This is a genomic window from Microbacterium terregens (genome assembly GCF_039534975.1).
Lineage (GTDB): Bacteria > Actinomycetota > Actinomycetes > Actinomycetales > Microbacteriaceae > Microbacterium > Microbacterium terregens.
The window spans coordinates 2,735,402-2,755,185 of sequence record NZ_BAAAWH010000001.1 but is presented as its reverse complement, the minus strand read 5'-3'; the positions used below and the strand labels follow the sequence as shown (position 1 = coordinate 2,755,185).

Annotated in this window: 21 protein-coding genes; 7 read left to right on the top strand and 14 right to left on the bottom strand. The window is 67.9% G+C overall.

The window, feature by feature from the left end; genetic code table 11:
* The first annotated feature begins 43 nt into the window (after positions 1 to 43).
* On the top strand, positions 44 to 2,662 hold the full coding sequence (locus ABD655_RS12810; RefSeq protein ID WP_344714482.1) for a DUF4062 domain-containing protein: 2,619 nt from the start codon (positions 44 to 46) through the stop codon (positions 2,660 to 2,662).
* A 69-nt stretch (positions 2,663 to 2,731) separates the two neighbouring features.
* Here ABD655_RS12810 and ABD655_RS12805 read toward each other — a convergent pair whose 3' ends face one another.
* From ABD655_RS12805 to ABD655_RS12795, 3 genes are all read right to left on the bottom strand, one after another.
* Positions 2,732 to 3,847 carry a hypothetical protein gene (locus ABD655_RS12805; RefSeq protein WP_344714480.1) on the bottom strand — a complete coding sequence of 372 codons (1,116 nt, stop codon included), beginning with the start codon at positions 3,845 to 3,847 and terminating at the stop codon, positions 2,732 to 2,734.
* Positions 3,848 to 4,253: 406 nt separating this feature from the next.
* The gene (locus tag ABD655_RS12800) at positions 4,254 to 4,766 is read right to left on the bottom strand and encodes a hypothetical protein (RefSeq protein ID WP_344714478.1); all 513 of its coding nucleotides are present in this window, start codon (positions 4,764 to 4,766) and stop codon (positions 4,254 to 4,256) included.
* A gap of 73 nt (positions 4,767 to 4,839) precedes the next feature.
* Positions 4,840 to 5,709: a hypothetical protein gene (locus ABD655_RS12795; protein ID WP_344714476.1), complete on the bottom strand. Its 870-nt coding sequence runs from the start codon at positions 5,707 to 5,709 to the stop codon at positions 4,840 to 4,842.
* A gap of 183 nt (positions 5,710 to 5,892) precedes the next feature.
* Between ABD655_RS12795 and ABD655_RS12790 the strand changes: the two genes are divergently transcribed.
* Positions 5,893 to 6,948, top strand: coding sequence for a zinc-dependent alcohol dehydrogenase family protein (locus ABD655_RS12790; protein ID WP_344714475.1), 1,056 nt, complete (start codon positions 5,893 to 5,895; stop codon positions 6,946 to 6,948).
* Positions 6,949 to 7,051: 103 nt separating this feature from the next.
* A complete protein-coding gene (locus tag ABD655_RS12785; protein ID WP_344714473.1) occupies positions 7,052 to 7,645 on the top strand; it encodes a TetR/AcrR family transcriptional regulator in 594 nt (197 codons plus the stop codon).
* 62 nt (positions 7,646 to 7,707) lie between these two features.
* Here the strand turns inward: ABD655_RS12785 and ABD655_RS12780 are convergent, their stop codons facing one another.
* The 9 genes from ABD655_RS12780 to ABD655_RS12740 all read right to left on the bottom strand — a co-directional run bounded on the left by ABD655_RS12780 (position 7,708) and on the right by ABD655_RS12740 (position 14,833).
* Positions 7,708 to 8,517 (bottom strand): ABC transporter ATP-binding protein, encoded by an 810-nt coding sequence (locus tag ABD655_RS12780; protein WP_425561671.1) that lies wholly within the window; start codon positions 8,515 to 8,517, stop codon positions 7,708 to 7,710.
* 122 nt (positions 8,518 to 8,639) lie between these two features.
* A complete protein-coding gene (locus ABD655_RS12775; protein WP_344714471.1) occupies positions 8,640 to 9,146 on the bottom strand; it encodes a universal stress protein in 507 nt (168 codons plus the stop codon).
* Between the two features lie 36 nt (positions 9,147 to 9,182).
* Complete coding sequence (locus ABD655_RS12770; protein WP_344714470.1) at positions 9,183 to 9,806, bottom strand: pyridoxamine 5'-phosphate oxidase family protein; 624 nt, start codon at positions 9,804 to 9,806, stop codon at positions 9,183 to 9,185.
* Between the two features lie 112 nt (positions 9,807 to 9,918).
* The gene (locus ABD655_RS12765; RefSeq protein WP_344714469.1) at positions 9,919 to 10,323 is read right to left on the bottom strand and encodes a hypothetical protein; all 405 of its coding nucleotides are present in this window, start codon (positions 10,321 to 10,323) and stop codon (positions 9,919 to 9,921) included.
* An 80-nt stretch (positions 10,324 to 10,403) separates the two neighbouring features.
* On the bottom strand, positions 10,404 to 10,940 hold the full coding sequence (locus tag ABD655_RS12760; RefSeq protein WP_344714467.1) for a flavodoxin family protein: 537 nt from the start codon (positions 10,938 to 10,940) through the stop codon (positions 10,404 to 10,406).
* 100 nt (positions 10,941 to 11,040) lie between these two features.
* Positions 11,041 to 11,685 carry a response regulator gene (locus tag ABD655_RS12755; RefSeq protein WP_344714465.1) on the bottom strand — a complete coding sequence of 215 codons (645 nt, stop codon included), beginning with the start codon at positions 11,683 to 11,685 and terminating at the stop codon, positions 11,041 to 11,043.
* On the bottom strand, positions 11,682 to 13,358 hold the full coding sequence (locus tag ABD655_RS12750) for a sensor histidine kinase (RefSeq protein WP_344714464.1): 1,677 nt from the start codon (positions 13,356 to 13,358) through the stop codon (positions 11,682 to 11,684). The genes ABD655_RS12755 and ABD655_RS12750 overlap by 4 nt, the downstream gene beginning before the upstream one ends.
* Before the next feature lie 55 nt (positions 13,359 to 13,413).
* Entirely contained in the window at positions 13,414 to 14,235 is an 822-nt protein-coding gene (locus ABD655_RS12745) for a universal stress protein (RefSeq protein ID WP_344715846.1), read from the bottom strand.
* A 121-nt stretch (positions 14,236 to 14,356) separates the two neighbouring features.
* Positions 14,357 to 14,833 carry a cupin domain-containing protein gene (locus tag ABD655_RS12740; protein ID WP_344714462.1) on the bottom strand — a complete coding sequence of 159 codons (477 nt, stop codon included), beginning with the start codon at positions 14,831 to 14,833 and terminating at the stop codon, positions 14,357 to 14,359.
* A 109-nt stretch (positions 14,834 to 14,942) separates the two neighbouring features.
* Here ABD655_RS12740 and ABD655_RS12735 point away from each other — a divergent pair, with 109 nt between their 5' ends.
* Both ABD655_RS12735 and ABD655_RS12730 read left to right on the top strand, forming a co-directional pair.
* Positions 14,943 to 16,214, top strand: a complete 1,272-nt coding sequence (locus tag ABD655_RS12735) for a wax ester/triacylglycerol synthase domain-containing protein (protein ID WP_344714460.1) — start codon at positions 14,943 to 14,945, stop codon at positions 16,212 to 16,214.
* Positions 16,215 to 16,323: 109 nt separating this feature from the next.
* Complete coding sequence (locus ABD655_RS12730; protein ID WP_344714458.1) at positions 16,324 to 17,478, top strand: alpha/beta hydrolase; 1,155 nt, start codon at positions 16,324 to 16,326, stop codon at positions 17,476 to 17,478.
* Here ABD655_RS12730 and ABD655_RS12725 read toward each other — a convergent pair.
* Complete coding sequence (locus ABD655_RS12725) at positions 17,470 to 17,673, bottom strand: hypothetical protein (RefSeq protein WP_344714457.1); 204 nt, start codon at positions 17,671 to 17,673, stop codon at positions 17,470 to 17,472. The two genes, ABD655_RS12730 and ABD655_RS12725, sit on opposite strands and share 9 nt — an antisense overlap.
* Positions 17,674 to 17,760: 87 nt before the next feature.
* Positions 17,761 to 18,198 (bottom strand): pyridoxamine 5'-phosphate oxidase family protein, encoded by a 438-nt coding sequence (locus tag ABD655_RS12720; RefSeq protein ID WP_344714455.1) that lies wholly within the window; start codon positions 18,196 to 18,198, stop codon positions 17,761 to 17,763.
* A gap of 264 nt (positions 18,199 to 18,462) precedes the next feature.
* On the opposite strand from ABD655_RS12720, the gene ABD655_RS12715 reads away from it, so the two are divergent.
* Positions 18,463 to 19,503, top strand: a complete 1,041-nt coding sequence (locus tag ABD655_RS12715; protein WP_344714453.1) for a lactonase family protein — start codon at positions 18,463 to 18,465, stop codon at positions 19,501 to 19,503.
* Positions 19,504 to 19,610: 107 nt separating this feature from the next.
* The gene (locus ABD655_RS12710) at positions 19,611 to 19,781 is read left to right on the top strand and encodes a hypothetical protein (protein ID WP_344714452.1); all 171 of its coding nucleotides are present in this window, start codon (positions 19,611 to 19,613) and stop codon (positions 19,779 to 19,781) included.
* The last annotated feature ends 3 nt before the right edge of the window (positions 19,782 to 19,784 follow it).

Genomic DNA, 19,784 nt, shown 5'->3' with positions numbered 1-19,784 from the left:
GTACTACTGGTACCGGGTGGCGCCCGGGGTGGATGATGTGGTCATGGCCGCGACGCCATCGGTGATTCGAACGCCGGATCAGCAGATTCGCGTGTTCGTGAGCTCTACCCTGCGGGAGCTCGCCGACGAACGACGCGCTGTGCAGCAGGCGATCGAGCGCCTGCGACTTGCCCCGGTCATGTCGAATCTCGGTGCACACCCTCATTCGCCCGCCGAGCTGTCCCGGTCGTATCTCGCGCAGAGCGACATCTTCGTCGGCATCTATGCCGACAGCTATGGCGACGTAGCTGCCGACGGGACGACGTCGGCCATCGAAGATGAGTACGATCGGGCTCCTCCGACCATGCCGAAGCTGATCTACATCAAGGAAAGCGACGGACGCGACGACCGCCTCGAGCGTCTGATCGACCGCATCCAGATTGACAACACCGCTTCCTACCTGCCGTTCACGGATACGGACGAGTTGGTGGGGCGGGTTTTGACGGATCTCGCCACACTCTTGGCAGAGCGCTTCGACGAGACTCGGCCCGAGGCCGGCGACGATGCTGTCGAGTCCGCGCCCCCTGTCCCTCAGCTTCCGGTCGCATTCACGAAGACCGTCGGTCGCGAGGAGGACGTCTCACGGGTGCGGCAGCTGCTCGCGCGGGACGACAACCACGTGGTGACCTTGGTAGGCCCTGGCGGAATCGGCAAGAGCCGACTCGCCGTCGAGGTCGCCGCCGCGTCAGAGGACATGTTTCCGGATGGAATCTACTTCGTGGCGCTCGAAGGCGTGCAGGAGCCCGGCCTGCTCCTTCCCACGATCGCTTACTTCTTCGGCGTCCGCGACAACGGCGAAGTGGCACTGGAAGAGCGCATTTCTCACGCGCTCGAGGACAGACGGGTGCTGATCGTGCTCGATGACTTCGAGCAGATCGTGGAGGCTGCACCGGCGATCGTCCAGCTCTACACCGCGGCGCCGCACGCGCGTTTTCTCGTGACCAGCCGAATCGTGCTGCGGATCCGCGGAGAGCAAGTGTACGAGGTGGAATCGCTTCGTCTGCCGGGGGACACCGGACCTCTGAATCCTGACCGAGCCCGTGCATCCTCGGCGGTTGCACTGTTCGTCGACCGGGCACAGGCGGTCAAACCCGACTTCACGCTCACGACAGAGAACGTGGCCGCTGTCGTCGACATCTGCAAGCGACTCGAGGGTCTGCCCTTGGCCATCGAACTGGCGGCGGCGCAAGTGCGGCTGCTCACACCGCGCTATATCGCCCAACGCTTGGATCACAGCCTCAGCGTTCTGACGGTGGCGAACCGCGACATGCCCATTCGGCACCGGACCATGCGGACGACAATCGAATGGAGCGTCAGCCTGCTCAGCCAAGAGCAGCGCACGTTGCTGGAAGATCTGGGCGTCTTCGCCACCCGGTTCACTCTGGATGCCGTCGAGGCCATCGGTCGCGGGAGGCCGTGGGACGGCCGCGCAATCGATGCGCTGTCGGAACTGGTGGACGACTCACTCGTCAAGCCGATCGAGGTCGAGGGCAGATCCACCTTTTCGCTGCTCTCGATCATGCGGGAGTATGCGGTCGATCGCCTCAAAGCGCGCGGCGAGATCGATGAGCTTCGGGCGGCCCATGCCGACTACTACGCGGACCTTGTCCGCCGGGTGGCACCCGGTCTTCGCGGCGCGGGACAAGTCGACGCTGTGCGACAGATCGGCTGGGAGCTGTCGAATCTGCGGGCCGCCGTGCGTCATCTGATGGATGGCAACCGACTCGACGACGTCGCGGAGCTCGCGTGGACCCTGTTCGTCTATTGGTGGATCTCGGGCTTCCTCTCCGAGGTGCGTCTGTGGATGCTCGAGCTGCTTGAGAAGCACCAGCCGATCTCGCAGCGCACTCGCGCGGTGGCGGAGTTCTTCGCCATGTGGAGCGAGTTGTGGCAGCATCCGTCGAACGAAGTCGTCGCCGGACTGGGCGAGAGCGCACGGTTGTTTGCAGAGAGCGGAGATGAGGATGCCGCGGCCATCGCGCTCGCGGGGCGCGCGACGGCGAGACTCCAGTTCCCCGACTTCGACGCAGAGGCCGTTGCGCTCGAACTCAACGAGGCACTCGCCACCTTCCGCAAGGTAGATGACCGCTGGTCTGAATCGATGGCCGAGGTCGGCCTCGGTTGGGTCGATGTGGTCGGGGGCCATCTCGACGGGGCCCTGGCCCACTTCTCTCGCTCCGCTGAGATCGCCGACGAGGGACACGACCCGTACACGCGAGCCGTTGCGGGCAACAATCGCACGCGGGTGCTGTTCTTGACCGGGCAGGTGGAGGCGGCTGAGCAGGAGTGGTTCCTCACCCTCAGACTGTCGATCCGGTTGCACTACGAGGAAGGCGTCGCATTCGCGCTGGACGGTCTCGCCGCGATCGCCGCGACCCGGGGGGACGCATGGCGCGCGGGCGCCTTCTCGCAGGTTGCGGCCTCGGCCCGCCGGCGCACCGGCATCCTGGATGTCGAGGGTCTTGCCGTGCAGAGAGCTCCGCTGGCAGCTCTTCGCGAACGCGACCCGCAGGGATTGGCGGCGGGCGAGCGCGCGGGAGCCGCGATGGCCTTGACCGAGGCGGTGGCGGTCGCGTTGCCAGACGCCGAGCCGAGCGTGAAAGAGGCCATGGCGCTGTGGTGAGGGCCAGCTATCTGGCGGAGGCGGACTGACTCTGCCCGGCTGAAGTCGGCGAGGGCGTGTCTGATCCGCCTACTTCTTGAACGTTTCACCGTTGTTCATGTATTGCTTCGACCAAGCGATGAGGTCATCCGCCCAGCCCGAGGAGTTCGACGAGTACCAATGGCCGGTGAGCTCGACACCGGCGAGCTTTGCAATCCCGATGTCGTTCATGTGGTCTTCAAGACCCGTTCCCCACCCCTTGAAGTTGGCTTCCCAGTATCCGCCGGTTTCGGGGTGGTAATCCGGCACGTAGTTCTGCGGGAACCATTTCGCCCACATGTAGCGCTCAAGGATGATGGTCAACTGCGGCCGCTCCTTGAGGGACTCAACGCCTAACGCTTGCTTGTCGAGCTTGTCGAAGAGGTTCTTGTAGATCTGCTCTTGTGCTGCGGTGTCGATGACGGCGGCGGCATCATCGGGTAACTGCGCCACGTTCCCCGCCCGCGTGCCGAAGGCCTCCTCGATGGCTTGTATGTGCCGCTCGAGGGCTTCGAGGGTGTCCGTCAAATAGGACATCGGGCTGCTGCTCTTGACGCCAGGACGCGGGGCGGCGCCGACGATGTTCCCCGTGGTGCCCACGGCGGCGATGACAGGATTTTCGGCTCTTTCGACAATGGCTGCCACTCGCTTCGTCGCCTCTGCGACTTCCGCGGCAGTGCCTCCGATCTTCGACGCCATCAGTGCCGCGGATAGCAGCGGCTCAAAGCCCGCTGCGAAGCCGATCGTCACGGCGGCGAGGAGTATCTGCGTCATGAGCGCATTGGCTTGTGCCTGGCTGCTGAGCGCGTCTTGAAAGGAACTCCTGGCGTCGTCCATTCCACCTGCCATTCTCAGGATCGCTTGCCGCCAACTCGAAAGCTTCTGCCCGAACACGCCCCGCCAACGCAGATCCTGTGTCGTGGCGGCCTGGCGACCCTTGAGAGCGTTGATCTGGGTCTGCACATGTGCCTCACGCAGCGCAGGCGTGACCTGGTCGACATAGGCATCGTGTGCGGCGCCGCGAAACCACTGCATCTTGCCGTTCATCATCTGCTTGGTCTTCAGGCCCAGAACGCCCTTGCTGCGCAGGTCCGCTGCATCTGACTTCCCCAGCTTGGTGGCGAACGCGACGTCAGTGGGCCGGTGCTTCCTGTCGACGAACGGCACGACGTTCGGATCCCGTTGGACAACGAGGGCTTTGCCGGTGCGTGCGGGAGGTGTGTCTCGCAGCAGAGCAGACGTGGCGACATTTCCGGCGGTCCGCTGAAGACGCGCCACGCCGGGCCGGGAGGTGATGAGGCCGGTCTCGGGCTCGAGGCGGGCGGCCCCCGAGGCCTGTCGGAATCCGGAGCCTCGAGGCTCCCGTTGCGGAGGATCTTGTGACCGCGTTTCCCCGCGGCGGCCACCGTGCCTTTCGGTCGCCATCGAGGCATCGTATCGCTGCACAACGCCACGCTGTCCAGCAACCGACGCCTGATCTGCCCGCATGTGAAGAGTCCATGGTCTCTTCAGGCAGAAGACGCATGAGCGCGGCCAATTCGGCGAGGCTCTGTTCGGCCTCGTCGCTCGGTCGTCAGTAGAACCCGCCCTCGGGATTCGGGGCCAGGTACACGTCCACGACGTCATCGTGGAGGACGAACCGGACATTGCCTGCAGGCTCACCGCTCGGCGCGGGCGGTACGTGATCGGGGTCGACGTCGAAATCGGCGATGGTGTCGAACGTGGGTGCGACGCAGCGGAACATCGAGATGTGATTCTCTGCGACCACCGCGAGACACCGCTTATTCTCGGGCTTCGTCGTGACCCATATCTGCAGGTCGCCGTACGAGCCGTACGAGACGAAGTCCGCCTCCGTCACGCCCCAGTCCCGGGCCGTCTCCTCGTCGAGGGGAATGGAGCCCTGGGCGGACTGCGGCGTGAGCTGTGCCACCGGTTTGGGCTCGCTCGACACATTGACGACGAGGAAACCGATCGCGATCGCCGCCACCAGCACGGCGACCGCGGCGATCACCCAGGGCAGGATGCCGCGGAAACGCCCTGTCGAATCCGGCGCAGGCTCGGTCGCCGGGCTTGTCGACTCGTTCATCGGTGTATCCCTTCGGTTCGGATCAGCCGGGGTGATGACGCTCGCTCTGGACCGGATCTGCGGCGCCGCCCCACTAACCCTGCGACGTGTTCGGGTCGGCGGCTCGGTTGTAGACGAAGACGTCGACGTGGTCGCTCTCGAGAACGAATCGGGTGACACCGCGGCCGGCGATCGAGGCCAGGTCCGCCTGGGTGTCGAGCCCGTCGGGGGAGCACCCTTCGGCGCCGCGTCCCTCGCGGAATCCCTGACCGGGCACGGTCACGAACAGGCAGGCCATGCCGTAGCGGGACGCTCCGCTCCAGACCTCCATGCCCTCGAAGTCCTCATAGTGCCGAAGCTCGTCTGCACGGATACCCAGCGCGTCGAGAACGCCGTGTGGGTCATGCGGCGCATCGGCTCCGCTCGGCTTCAGCGCGAGCACGAAGTCCGGTGCGGGCTCGAAGATCCCACGTCCCTGCGCAGCGGGGACGGGCGGGATCCTCATTGTCGACGTGTCTGACGGGCTCTCAGCGGCAAGCGACGCGAACATCCACGCGATGAGCGCCACGATCAGCGCGAGGGCCGCGAAGGCGCCGACGAGGATCGCCCGCCCTCGGCGTCGGCGCCACCACGGTGCCGCGGGCGCGCCGTCGTTGATCGGCCTCTCGGCACCCTGCGGGGCAGCAGTCGCCGCCGGGCGCAGCCCTTCGACGGGTCCCGGCGGCTCAGCGACCGGGGCGTCGTCACTCACTCGGGCGTGGTCGGGAACCACGGCGGGAACCCTCGCGGCCGCATCGGCGGCGGGCGCCGACTGGTGGCCACGGGCCGCCGCTTCGAGTTCGGAGAGCCGTGCCTGAGCCGCGGCATCCCCTGCGATGTCGGCATCCGGTCCATATGCGCGTCGCCGTAGACGCTCCAACTCGTCCGTGTGCTCGAGCTCGACCGACCCCCGCGGGGCATCCATCCCCCGATTATCCGCCCGGGCGGCAGGGGCGAAAAGGGGTGCCCGGAACGGGGCGGGGCTACCCGATCGCCGAGCCCGAACCGGCATGAGTCGCAGACAGCGTGGGTCTTAGGTCCCTGTCCCTGCCGCGGCGCGAAGAGGACCATGGGTTATCCCGCACAGCGGGAAGACCGAGGAGGCAAGATGCGAGCGTTGGTGTACACAGGTCCGGGTGCGATCGTCTGGCAGGACGTGCCGGCTCCGACAATTCAGAAGCCGACAGACGCGATCGTCAAGGTCGAGACGACGACGATCTGCGGGACCGATCTGCACATCATCAAGGGAGACGTTCCGACCGTGGAACCAGGACGCATCCTCGGTCACGAGGGGGTCGGCGTGGTCACCGAGGTCGGTGCGGCCGTCACCGAGATCGCCGTCGGCGATCGCGTGATCATCTCGTGCATCTCGGCGTGCGGCAAGTGCAGCTATTGCCTGGAGGGCATGTATTCGCATTGCCTCGCGGACGAGGGAGCATCGGGGATCGGCTGGATCCTGGGCCACCTCATCGACGGCACCCAGGCTGAATACGTGCGGGTGCCCTTCGCCGAGACCTCGCTGCACAAGGTGCCTGAGGGCGTTGCGCCCGAAGAGGCTGCCATGATCAGCGACATTCTGCCGACGGGGCACGAGATCGGCATCAAGTACGGCGCGGTCAAGCCGGGCGATGTCGTGGCCGTCATCGGCGCCGGCCCCGTCGGTCTCGCCGCGATGACCACGGCCGCTCTGTACGGACCCAGCCGCGTCATCGCGATCGACATCGACGCCAACCGGGTCGAGCAGGCCAAACGCTTCGGCGCCAGCGACGGTGTGGTCTCGACGGACTCGGACTGGAAGGAGCAGGTGCTCGCGCTCACGGATGGCCTGGGCGTGGATGTCGCCATCGAGGCCGTCGGCGTGCCGGCGACCTGGGACATGTCGCTGGCGATCGTGCGACCGGGCGGCCACGTCGCCAACGTCGGCGTGCACGGCAAGCCGGTGAGCTTTCCGCTCGAGACGGCGTGGATCCAGAACCTCACGATCACCACCGGACTCGTCAACACCGACACGGCGCGCATGCTCATCAAGATGCTCGCCCAGGGGCGACTGGACGTCGCTGGTTTCATCAGCCACCGCTTCGCGCTCGAGGACATCATGAATGCCTATGACACCTTCGGCCGCGCGGCCGAGACGAAGGCGCTCAAGGTCATCCTCACGGCGTGATCACCGCACCGGCGTCTTTTGCTGACTCAGTGTCCGTATCTTCGGTCCCGAGCCTCATCTGGTCGGTAGGCTGGGGGGACGCGCATGATAGGAGTCCTAAGCCATGCCGAAGATTTCAGCCCCTACCGTGGCTGAGCACCGCAGGCGTCAACGTGAGGCGCTCCTGGCGGCCGCGACCACGCTGCTCGTGCAGGGCGGCGTCTCGGCAGTCACCCCCGCGGCCGTCGGCGCGGCAACCGGCTTGGCCCGCCCCAGCGTCTACCAGTACTTCGACTCGGCCGCCGGCATCCTGGCGGCCATCATCGAGGACTCCTTTCCGCGCTCGAACGCTCAGCTCGCCGCCGCCCTCGACGGGCTCACCGAGCCTGCCGAGGTGATGGACGCGTACGTCCGCGAGACGCTGCGCCAGGCCGCCGAGGGAGCGCACCGGCCCGCCGCTGCGCTGTCTGCAGCCCAGTTGCCGGACGGATGCCGCGCCCGCCTGGCCGAGCTGCACCACGAGCAGATCGCACCGTTCATGGGCGCACTGCAGCAGTTGGGCGTGCCCGATCTGATGATCACCGCGCGTCTGCTCGGCGGGGTCCTGGAGTCGGCGATGGGCGCCATCGAGTCGGGTTCGGATCCGGATGCCGTCACCCGCACGACGCTGGCCCTGATCCACGCCGCGGTGCAGCCGGCCGCAGTGCCGCGGGCCTGACGAGCCTCAACGCACGAAGCCCCCCGGACGCCAGGAGCATCCAGGGGGCTTGACGACGAGCTCTATGCAGCCACTGCCACGGGCGCGTGCGCGCTCAGGTCGCCGTCGACCATGGCGAGTACGGCGTCCATCAGGGGCAGGTGCGTGCGGTCGTGGGTCACGAGCAAGGTGGCCACGTTGCGCGTGCGCGTCAGCTCGATGATGAGCTCGATGATGGCGGAGCCGCGTTCCTGATCCAGGGAGCTGGTGGGCTCGTCGACGATCAGAACGGAGGGGTCGTTCATGAACGCGCGGGCGATGTTCACCCGCTGGCGCTCACCCCCGGAGAGAGCGTTCGGGCGCTTGTGCGCCTTCTTCTCCAGGCCGACCGCGGCCAGCAGTTCCATGGCCTTCGCCCGCGTCTCGGACCGCGAACGCCTGGTCGGGGTCGAGCCGAGGTGGCTCATCACCTCGAGCTGCTCGAGGGCGGTGAGCGAGGCGAGCAGGTTGGCCTGCTGGAACACGATTCCGATCTGGTCGCGGCGCAGGGCCGCGGTCTGGATGCGGGACAGGTCCGCAGCGGGGGTGCCGTTGATCAGCACCGAGCCCTGCTGCGGCGCGATCAACGTCGAGGCCACGGCCAGCACGCTCGACTTGCCCGAGCCGCTCGGGCCGGTGATCGCCGTGATCTCGCCGGGCTTGACGATGAGGCTCGCCGCGTTGATCGCGGTGATGATCCCGTCGCCGTCCGGGTAGGTGAGGGTGACGTCGCGAAGTTCGATCATGGTCTGTTCCTCGAGGAAGCCAACCAGGAGGGTGATGAGGAGCACCACGGAGGCGATGAGAGCGAACCGGCCCCGGGCAAAGCCGAGGTCACGCCATGCAACGAACACGTTCAATCTTACTGACAGTGGTGTCGGTACGACTGCCGTGCAGAAGCCTAACATCGCGAAAACGCGGCTCCTGACAGGACGCCGAGCGCGCCTGGCGGAGGCTGGTGCTTCGTCGGGGCGGGTCAGACGGTCGGCTGGAGGTCCTCGACAGCGCCGCGGTTCTTCGTCTTCTTCGTCTTCTTCGACGGCCGTTCGGGGCCGCGCATGATCAAGACGGGGCAGTGCGCGTGCTGGGCGCACGCCGTGCTCACCGACCCGAGCAGCAGCCCGGCGAACCCGCCACGACCACGGCTGCCCATGACGAGCATGGCAGCGTCGTTGCTCTTGTCGATGAGGACACCGGCGGCGGGTCCGGCGGTGACCGTCAGTCTGAGGTCTGCGGGCGGCCCGTCCGGAAAAGCGGTTTCGATCGCGGAGTTCAGGAGCGTCTGGCTCTCCGCCTCAGGAGACCACGTCTGGGTGGCGTAGCCCGCGCCGTCGAACCCCATCGGAAACTGCCACGCCGTCACGGCTTCGAGCGGGGCGTCCAGCGCTCGGGCGAGTTCGGACGCCTTGCGGAGTGCCTCGATCGATGACGGGGAGCCGTCGACAGCGACGATGATCGGCCTCTTATCTGCCTGCCTGCTCATGGTTTCTGCTCCTTGGATTCCGCGATGGTCGGCCGGTCAGTGGGGGAGCGGAGCGAAGTGGGGGATCGGCTGCGGCTTGTCGTGCTCGGGGCTCCCTACCGCGGGCGCCGGATCCGTGGGGCTGCGCGGTGCGGTGCTCTGTTCCGAGGCTTGCGCATTCAGGTCACGCCGGATCCAGGTGCGACGCAGGTGTCGCGGGAAGCGTCTGCCGCTGACCGTCACCGGGACGAGCCGTACGAAGTCATGCTTGGAGGTCGGACTCCACGACACGAGATTCAGGACGCCGGACGCCTCGATCTCGGCGTCGGTGTCCATCCGCTCCGCCTTGGCGCGAATGACCACGCTCCAGTAGTACTTCTCATCGGAGCCGTCGACCTCGAAGGCGACGGCCGGATTCGCCGCCATGCTGCGCAGTTTGCTGCCCGGGGCGGATCGGACGAACACGCTCCCGTCGTGCACGAGGAAGTTGAGCGGAAAGACGTCGGGGTGCCCGTCGAAGGCCTCCAGCGCCAACCGACCCAGCCGGCTCAGCTCGACGAGGCGCCAGCACTCCGCGATGGTCAACTCCTCCACCCCCGCCTCCGCCGCCGAAAGCGGTTCGGGGTGGGGCTGCGCGCGATAGGGGTTGGGTTCGACGCGAGGTTCCATGCTCAAGGTCACTTCCATCCTTGTTCCGGAGGGTGAAATCTGGATGTGATCTCACCGTGCCCGATGAAGCGATCTCGTCATAGGGCCGTTGGTCCCACCGGCATCCGGTCGTGAAGCTCGACGATCAGCGGGACCTCGACTCACCTGCCGCCGGGTCCGTGATCCCCAGCGCCAGCATGATCAACCCGATCTCAGCAAGGCCGGCCACGAAATAGACGGCCTGCAGGAAGCTGAACGGGATGAAGACCATCTGGACGAAGATCCAGATCAGCAGCGCGAAACCCGCTGTCGCGGCGCCCAGGACGCGCCAGCTGCTCCTGGTGAGGTTCAACAGGAACGCGGCGGTGTGAACCCCGCCGACGACCACCGCGAGAAGCAGCCCGGGCACGAGATAGCTCGTGAAAGGCGTGCCGAGCAGGTAGTCCTCGGGTGGGCTGAGCACAGTGGCCGTCTGCGGCAGAGGCTCGGCGACGATGAGGGCGGATCCGCCCGCGAGGGCGGTGACCGCGACGAAGGCCTGGGTCAGCATGAGCCCGGTCCTCGCGAACCTGCTCCTGCCGCCGACATAGTCGAGTCCGCGCGACGCGGTGGCCGATTGCATGTCGCTGCTCAGCTCTGACTCGCGGTGACCGGAAGCAAGGTCGCCACCGCCCAATCGCGGGCGCGCTGCTGCTCGTCGGGCAGGAGCCGGCTGTCGAAGTCGACGAGGAAGTTCTCGTGCGCATCGACGTGCACGCCCCGCTTACGAAGCCGACGCTTGATGGCGGCGGCGGCGTCGCCGGCGAAGATCAGCGGAAAGTCCGCGCGCGTCGAAAAGGCGGCGAACCGCGCGTTCACTTCGGCGACCGGAACGCGTTCCAGCCATTCCCGCACGCCCGGATCCTGTGCGCCGGGCTCGAGATGCAGCTGCTTCTTTTCATCGTCGGCCCAGGCCGCGGCGTCTTTCCGGGACGAGGGTTGCGGCAGCGTGTGCGCGTGGGTTGGTGAACCGATCACCACCAGGTCGAGACCGCTCAGCTCGACGGGGGCGTTCGCCGCGGTGGTCACCGTGACGGTCGTGCCCGCTGCCTGGAGTGCTTCGGCAATCGCTTCGGCGATCTGCCTGGTGTTGCCGAACATCGATTCGTAGACGATCAGTGCGTTCATTGTCCCTTCCCCTTCGCTGGCTTGGCATGGGGAGTCTGCACCTGCCGGGCATCGCGCACATGGGCCGAACGTCCCGTCGTCTGGTGCGCGAGCGCGGCGGCTAGTCCGAATGGTGCTTGCGCTCGGCGCCGTACACGGCCGCTTGCGTGCGACGCTCCATGCCGAGCTTGGCGAGCAGGCCACTGACGTAGTTCTTGACCGTCTTCTCCGCGATCCCGAGCCGGTCGCCGATCTCGCGATTGGTCAGGCCCTCGGCGATCAGCGACAGCACCTGACTCTCCCGCAGCGACAGTGCGGGGACGGCCGGATCGGGACGGTCGGAATGCTCGCTGTGCAGGGCTCGGGCGGCTCGCCACATCACGTCGGGCGGCTGGACGGTGCCTCCGGCGGCGGCACGGCGGATCGCCTGCACGAGCAGGCCACTGCGCACATCCTTCAGGACGTAGCCGCTGGCGCCGGCGAGGACCGCGGAGCGCAGCGCCTGATCGTCGTCGTAGCCGGTCAGGATGAGGCAGAAGACCTCCGGATGCGTGGAGCGGATGTCGCGGCACAGGTCGATGCCGTTCCCGTCGGGGAGCCGCACATCCAGTACGGCGACATCGGGCCGGGTGGCCTCGATCCGGCGCATCGCCTCGCGCACGTTGGCCGCTTCGCCGACCACCTCGAGGTCGGGTTCCGCGTCGACCAGCTGTGCGATGCCGCGTCGGACGATCTCGTGGTCATCGAGCAGGAACACGCGCGTCATCCGTCGGCTCCTTCCTCGTTGTCCGTCGGCGCGTGCCACCGCACGCGCGTGCCACCACCGGGCAGTCGCGTGACCTCGCAGTCACCGCCGCGCAGGGCGGCGCGGGTGGCGATGTTCGCCAGGCCGCTGCGGGGAACCGAATCCGGCACACCCACTCCGTTGTCGTCCACGCGCAGCTCGACCCGGTCGTCGGTGACCGCGACGGCGATCTCGACGGTGTGAGCGTGCGCGTGTTTGACGATGTTGGTCAGCAGTTCGCGGAGCACGGCCACCATGTCGTCCGCCAGACCCAGCGAGACGAGGCTGTCGAGGGGGCCGGCGAAGGCGATCCTCGGCGGCGTCGGCAACGAGTCGGCGACATCGGAGGCGACGTCGAGCAGCCGATCGCGCAGGCGCTTGGTGCCGGGCCGGTCGCCGCTGCTGAGGGCGAAGATGATCGTGCGGATGTCTTTGATGGTGGCATCGATCACGTCGATCTGAGCCTCGATGGCCGCGGATGAGTCGGCGTCCACGAGCGAGGACACGCCCTGGAGGGCGAGTCCGGCGCCGAACAGTCGCTGGATGACCTGGTCGTGCAGGTCTCGGGCGATTCGGGCCCGGTCCTGCGTGGTCTCCAGACGTCTGCGGTCGTCTCTGGCACGCACCACCTCCAGCGCGATGCTCGCCTGGGCGGCGAACGCGAAGGCCATCTCGAGGTCCGCAGCCGTGAAGCCCGGGCCGTCGGGCTTGCGTGAGATGGTGAGGACGCCCAGCGGTTCGTCGCCCGCGAAGAGCGGGATGGCGACGGTCGGCCCGAGACCGGGTCGCAGATCGAACATGGCCGTGGCCGGCTCGCCCTCGATGCTCACGGCCTGCCGGCTCGCCAGAGCGCGGGCGGTGAGCGTCCCGGCAGCGCTGAACGTGCGGCCGCGCAGTTGCGTGGCGGATCGGCCGTGCACGGTGGAGAGGATGAGCTCGTTGTCGCCGTGCGGGATGGCGACGGCGACGAGGTCCGCGTCGATCAACGCTGCGACGCGCTCGGCGAGGACGTCCAGGACGTTCTCGCCGGACACGTCCAGCATCGCCGCCATGACGTCTGCGATCGTCGCGTTCCACGCCTCCCGCGTCTTCGCCACGTCGTACAGGTGCGCGTTCTCGATCGCGATTCCCGCGGTCGCCGCCAACGCGACGATGAGTTCCTGATCGTCCGCACTGAACGGCCCGCTCTCGCCCTGGGTCAGGTAGAGATTGCCGTAGATCTGTTCGCCGACCCGCACGGGGACGCCCAGGAAGGAGTCCATGTCCGGGTGGTGGTCCGGAAAGCCGACCGAGCGCGGATCGTCAGCCAGATGCGCCAAGCGAATCGGCTCCCGGTCGGTGATGACCGCGCCGAGCAGACCGCGACCCGTCGGCAGGTGGCCGATCGCGGTGGCCATGTCGCGGTCGATGCCCACGTGGATGAAGCGCTCCAGGCCGCCTTCGCGACTGATCACGCCCAGCGCGCCGTACCGAGCGCCGACAAGCTTCATTCCCGCCTCGACGATGCGGCGGAGAACGACCTCCAGGTCCAGCCGCTCCACGATCGACGTACTCGCCCGCAGCAGGTCGCGCACGCGACGCTCGGAACGGGAAGTGCCTGCGCTGTCCGCTGACGAGCCGACTCTGCGTTCGTCTGCCGCTGCGTCGTCGGTCATCACCGTCTCCCGTCGACGCGATCCTAGCGAGAACGCATGCCGCCCCATACCGGCACTACGGCGTGGATGCGGTCGCAGGGACCACGCAGATCGGCACGCGCGCCTCGACCAGCACGTCCTGACCCACCGAGCCCAGGAAGGACCCGGCCAGCAGGCCTCGACGATGCGTGCCGATGACGAGCAGCGACGACCGACGCGACTCCGTCAGCAGAGCGGGCGAGGGGCTGTCCCGAGCGAGGATGCAGTCCACCTTCACCTCCGGGTGGGTCTCGACGACCTGGGCGCAGACACGGTCGAGAACGCGACGTTGAGCTGCCTTCTCTTCGATGGGCGACGGCAGCAGCGCGACGGATCCGTCCATGGTCGGTCCCGGCATCCGCCAGGCGTGCAGCAGCGTGAGGGCCACACCGCTGGCCGCGGCCTCGGCGGACGCGAACTCCACCGCGCCGGAGGACGAGTCATCGTCGTCGATTCCGACCAGGATCGGACCCGAGGTGTCCGTCCAATCGTCCGGCACGACCACGATCGGCACCTCGGAATGCGACACGATACGCAGCGGTCGCCATCCGGTCAGCGCGGAACGGACGGGTCGGCGGTGATGCGCCCCGATCACCAGGAGATCCGAGAGCCGTGCCGCGTGAAGCAGGGCGCCCGGCATCCTTCCCGCGAAATCGGTCGCGCTGACCTCGGCGTCGGGCGCGATGTTGCGGAACCGTCGCACGGCATCCTCGAGTGCGTCATCGACAACGTCTTCGGCGAACAGGTCCGCCACATCGACCGTGGCGATCTCCACCTGGATCGGCCGCCCCGACGCCCGTTGCGCCGCCCAGTCCAGGGCGACGAACGATGCCTCGGTCCCATCGAAGCCCACCGTCATGCGTTCCACAGCTGCCTCCCGGCCGCTCGACGCGCTCTTCATCGCGCGGCAGCTCCGAGGCTACGATCCGCCCGGCGACCGATCCCAGGGTCCAAAGTCCCGCCGGGCGGGGGCCGTGGGATCAGGCGTGCTGGTCGGGGTGGCCTTCGGACGGCTGAACGGTCCAGCTGGGTGCCTCATCGGTGCCGGCCGATTCATCGTGCTCGGCGTCGGCGCGGGTCGCCTGCACGATCCCGGCGGCGTGATGCGACGGCGCGTAGATCGTGTACAGGCGCAGGGGGGTGTCGCCGGTGTTGCGGACATCGTGCCACGTGCCGGCGGGAACCTGGATCGACCACCCGTCGGAGACATCACGCTCGAAGTCGAGCTGATCCTCGGCCGGCCCCATGACGACCTTTCCTTCGCCCGCATCGATCCGAAGGAACTGATCCGTTCCGGGGTGGGCTTCCAGGCCGATGGACTCGCCCACCGGGATGCTCATCAGCGTGACCTGCAGGTGCGTTCCGGTCCACGCCACCGTCCGGTAGTTCTCGTTCTGCCGGGTGGCCGCCTCGATGTCGAAGGCGTTCGGGTTGGGCCCGACGTCGTTGATGGTCATGTCTGTCTCCTTCGATGGGATGCCGCGATGCATCCGGATCCATCCATGATGCCCCCGACCGGGACTCACGACTCTAGGCTCATCGCACCTGCGCGGCGATCATGGACCCATGAGAGGGCTCCCGCGCCTGGCCGCGGTCGACGAGGCCAACCTCGTGCTCGATCACCCCGGCCAGGTGAATGTGTTCCTGGTCGCCGGGCTGCTGGCAGAGGGCGGGTTCGTCCATGCCGGGGGTGTGCTTGATGTGGATGCCGTGCGCAGGCACGTCGGTGAGCGGATCGCCACGCTGCCACAGCTGCGCCGAGTCGCCGTGGCGGACGGTCACCGGCACCGGTGGGCGGAGGCACCGCCCGACCTGGAGGAACACATCCGGCTCGTCGCCGCCGTGGGAGGGCTGCCGGGGCTGGAGCGCCTGTGCGGTGAGCTGATGAGCGTGCCGCTGCCGAGGGATCGCCCGATGTGGGAGCTGCTCCTCGTCCCCGGCGCGGGGCCCGTCGGGGTGGCGATGGTGCTGCGTATCCACCACGCCCTGGCCGACGGAATGGCCGCGGTGGCCATCGTGCAGCAGATCTTCCATCCGGGTGCGGCATCGGTTGCGGCGGCAGATGCACCCCGGCCCGCGGCGGTGCCGGCTCTCGAACGAGACCTGCGCAGCATCCTCGCGAGGGCGATGTTCAGGTTGCACCGCATGCGCCTGACGCTCAGCGGTCGCGAGGTCGGATCGACGGTGCTCCTGGGGGAGCGGAGCGCCCGTCGTGGCGTCACCTTCCTGGACGCCGGCCTCACCGCACTCGAGGAGAATGCCCGCGTGTGCGGTGCGACCGTCAACGATGCGCTCCTCGCCGCCGTTGCGGCGGGCTACCGTGCGGCGCTGACGGCAGCCGGCGAGGGGATCCCGGATGCACTGCCGGTGTCCGTGCCGGTGGCTTTGCGCCGCCGAGGCACGGCGGGCAATCAGGTCGGCGTCATGCTCGTGCGACTGCCGCTGCGCGAGTCGGATCCGCAGGCGCGCATCCGGAACATCGCCCGCCAGACGAAGGTGGAGAAGACGACCGCACGGCAGCAGGGCACGCTCGAGTTCATGCGCGGACCGGTCGGCGCGCGACTCATGGATCGGTTGGCTCGCCGCCAGCACATGGTCGCCGGGTTCGTCACCAATGTTCCCGGGCCCAGCGGTGCCGTCGAGCTCGCGGGTGCCCGCATCGCGGCCATCTGGCCGGTCGCCGTGCTCGCGGCGAACGTCCGGCTGGGCGTGGCGGCGATCTCCTACGACGGACGCCTGTACTGCGGCGTCCACTTCGACCCCGATCACGTGGCCGGCGCCGAGTTCGCCCGGGGAATGAAGGCCGAGCTTGACCACCAGACAGCGCCGAACACCTGACAGCGCGGAGCCTTGAGTGCCTCAGGGCCGGGGTCGACCTGAGCCGGCCGGCGTCGTCTCGGGACGTTCGGCTCTGGTGACGGCGGCAGTGGTGACGTCGGATAGCGCTGTGAGCACAGTCCGCACGGCAGCGGTGGACGCGTCCCGGCAGTCGCGCTCGGGCGATGGGCGTCGAGTGGGCGTGCGCCTCCTGGTCTTCGCCGCCGCCACCCTGCTGGGCTGGCTCCTGGTATCGATCGGACTCGGCGTCGGGCTGCCACGGACGGGCGCCGGCGGGCTGGGCATCGCCCTCGCGGTGGCCCCGCTGGTAGCGGGGGTCGCATTCGTGGTCACCGCAGGCATTGCTCTCTTCCGCACGACCCACGGATGGGCGCGCCTCATTCTGCTGCCCTGGTTCCTCGCGGTGCTGATCGCGGTCTACAGCCTCTCGGTCGCGCTCGCGGCGGTGTATCCGCCGCGCTCCGTGTCGCGCGCGGCCATGCCCGCCGGCGCGACGGAGATCGAGATGACCGCAGCGGATGGCGTGCACTTGTCGGGTTGGTATCTGCCATCGCGCAACGGCGCGGCCGTCGTGCTCCGCCACGGAGCAGCATCCACAGCGGGGGACACGGCGGCGCACGCGCAGATCCTGCACGACGCCGGATTCGGCGTCCTCGCCACCGACGCCCGCGGTCACGGGAACAGCGGCGGGCAGGGCATGGACCTGGGATGGTACGGCGAGATGGACATTCGGGCCGCGGTCGACGCGCTGGTCGACCGGACGGACGTCGACCCTCGTCGGGTCGCCGTGGTGGGGTTGTCGATGGGCGGCGAGGAGGCGATCGGGGCTGCGGGGACGGACGATCGGATCCGCGCTGTCGTCGCAGAAGGCGCGACGGGGCGTACGGCGGCCGACAAGACGTGGCTCGCCGACGCGTACGGCGTCCGAGGGGTCGCGCAAGTCACGCTCGACCTGCTCACCTACGGATTCGTCGACCTGCTCACGCCCCCGAGTCCGCCGGCAACCCTGGCACAGTCCGTGCGCGACGCTCCGACCACTCCGCTTCTTCTGATCGCGGCGGGGAACGACGCTGACGAGCAGGCGGTCGCGACCCGACTCGCTGCCGTCGGTCCGGCTCGCGTAGACGTGTGGGTGGCTGATGACGCAGGCCACGTCGAAGCGCTGCGCACCGCGCCCGACGAATGGCGCGCGCGAGTGGTGGGATTCTTGGACATCGCCCTGGCGGACGGCACTGCCCTGCGGCAGCGAGCGCCGTCACGGTAACAGCGCCTCCAACCCGTAATAGATCAGGTACACCGGCCACACGATCGCGTGCAGAAGTCCCAGCACGACTCCCCAGAAGCTCCCATCGGAATGGGAGATGAAGTAGATCGCGGCGCCGATGTATGCCAAGAGGAAGAAGAACCCCCACGGGCCCGCCTTCTGCACCACTCTGACGCTGCGGCTGGTCTCGCTCATTCCGACCTCCTGCTCGGTGTGCGACCCAGCGTCGAGGACTCCGAGGCGCGAGTGCAGGGTCGAAGGTCCTGTGAGCGTGAAACGGGATCAGGTTGAGGCGCGGTACCGAAGAGGCTCAGGGCCGCGTTCGAACCGTCTGCCGGAGATGGAGACCGGGGCGATCCGCACCCAGCGGTACTTGAGCGTAGGGATCCACGAAGCGAGCGGAAGTGCATCGGCGAGGTCGATCTCGCTCTGCAGCTCGAGACGCGTGGCGACCCCCTTCAACACCACGCTCGCGGCGGACGTGGCGTCGTATTCGTCGACTTCGAAAGCGACGTCGGGGTTCGATGAGAGATCAGCGAGCTTCGATCCGGGCGCGGTGCGGAACAACACGCGCGCGCCATCGACCACGTAGTTCACGGGGAAGATGTCGGGCTTTCCGTCTACCGCTACGGCGAGGCGCCCCAGCTCACGCCGTGCAAGCAGGTTCCAGCATTCGTCCTCGCTCAACGAGAAGACGAGCGCATCATCCGTTCCATCCATACCGTCCCCCTCGGGTCTTGTCGCGGCAGCACAGTTCTTCACCCAGCGAATCGTTCGCTGCCTCAGCGGGTGAGGGCCGAAGGTCCCGTTCCTGTGAAAGCGCGCTTGCGATGGCCATACGCTGCAGGCTACCCAGCCGAGACCCTCCCCTCCAGTGACGCCCTTCGATGTCTCCGCGGGAAGAGGAACGTTCCTTTCGCCTGCTCCGCCGGTGCCTGCGCACCGATCCGCTCTGCGTCGATACTCAGGTCTTACGATCGGGGGATGGTGGATTCCTCCCTCGTACTCGTCGCGAACGCCGGCGAAGGCAGCATCAGCACTTTCCGGGTAGCGGACCGGTCGCTCGAGCGACTGACGGTGACCGCGGGGCTGACCGGCTGCTCGACTTTCGCGGTCGACTCGGCCCGCGACCTCGTCTACGCGGGGGTTTCGGGAACCGCCGAAGGTGGACTCGCCGGCATCCTGACCCTCCAGCTGGATCGGCGGACCGGGGCGCTCGAGCCGGGTCCGCGCCTCGACCTGTCCGAGGGCCATGTCCACTACGTCGCCCTGTCCAGAGATGGCACGTGCCTGCTCGCAGCCTCTTATGGCGGTGGGTACGGGATCAGCTGCCCCATCGTCGACGGCGTCGTCGGTGAACCCGTCTCGCGGATCAGGTTCCCCAATCTCCACTCCGTGCTGCCCAGTGCGGACGGCAGGTTCGTCTATTTCGTCTCGCTCGGCGCCGACCTCGTGGCGCAGTACGCGCTGGCCGAGGATCTGCGGTTGACACCGCTCGCACCTGCGACGGTCGCCGCGCCCGCCGGAAGCGGCCCGCGACACCTGGTGATGAACGACGCGCAGGACGCCGTCTACGTGCTCACCGAGTACTCCGGACAGGTGCTGCATTTCGCGCGAGACACGGATGCCGGAACACTCGAGCTGCGCGACGCGGCCGACGCGTTCGACCCGTCGAAGAACCTCCGTCACAGCAGATTCGGTGCAGATCCGATGGCGGAGCACCTCATCTGGGGCGCCGACCTCCACGGGGGTGCCGGTGGCCGCCAGCTGTGGTGCTCGGAACGGACCGAGAGCACGCTCGGCGCGGTCTCGGTCGCAGACGACGGCTCAGTGTCCGCGCCCAACCGGTTCGTGACGACCGAGCCGCAACCGCGCGGCTTCGCTCTCAGCCCGGATGGTTCTCTTCTCATCGCTGCGGGGGAGCGATCGACGACCATCTCGCTGTACGCGGTGGATGCCGACCGCCTCGAGCTGCTGCAGCGCGCGGAGACAGGTCGCGGCGCGAACTGGGTGCGCTTCGTCTGACGTCCCGAAGCCGAACAGGCGGCGCGATAGCCTTCCCGCTGTCCGCGACGCGGGGAACGGGACGAGTTCGGCATACGCTTTGGATCATGCCGAACGAAGGATTCGCCGTGTCTTCACACAACGACCACACGTCCGGGCACCACGTTCCCGGTCCGGGTGAGCCCAGCGTCCCAGAGCTCGAGTTCGACGAGACCATCCCGCCGCGCCCCGAGGAAGAGATCGCCGACATCGCGCGAGCGAAACCAGACCTCGAAGATCACAGCGAGCATCCCGAGTGACTG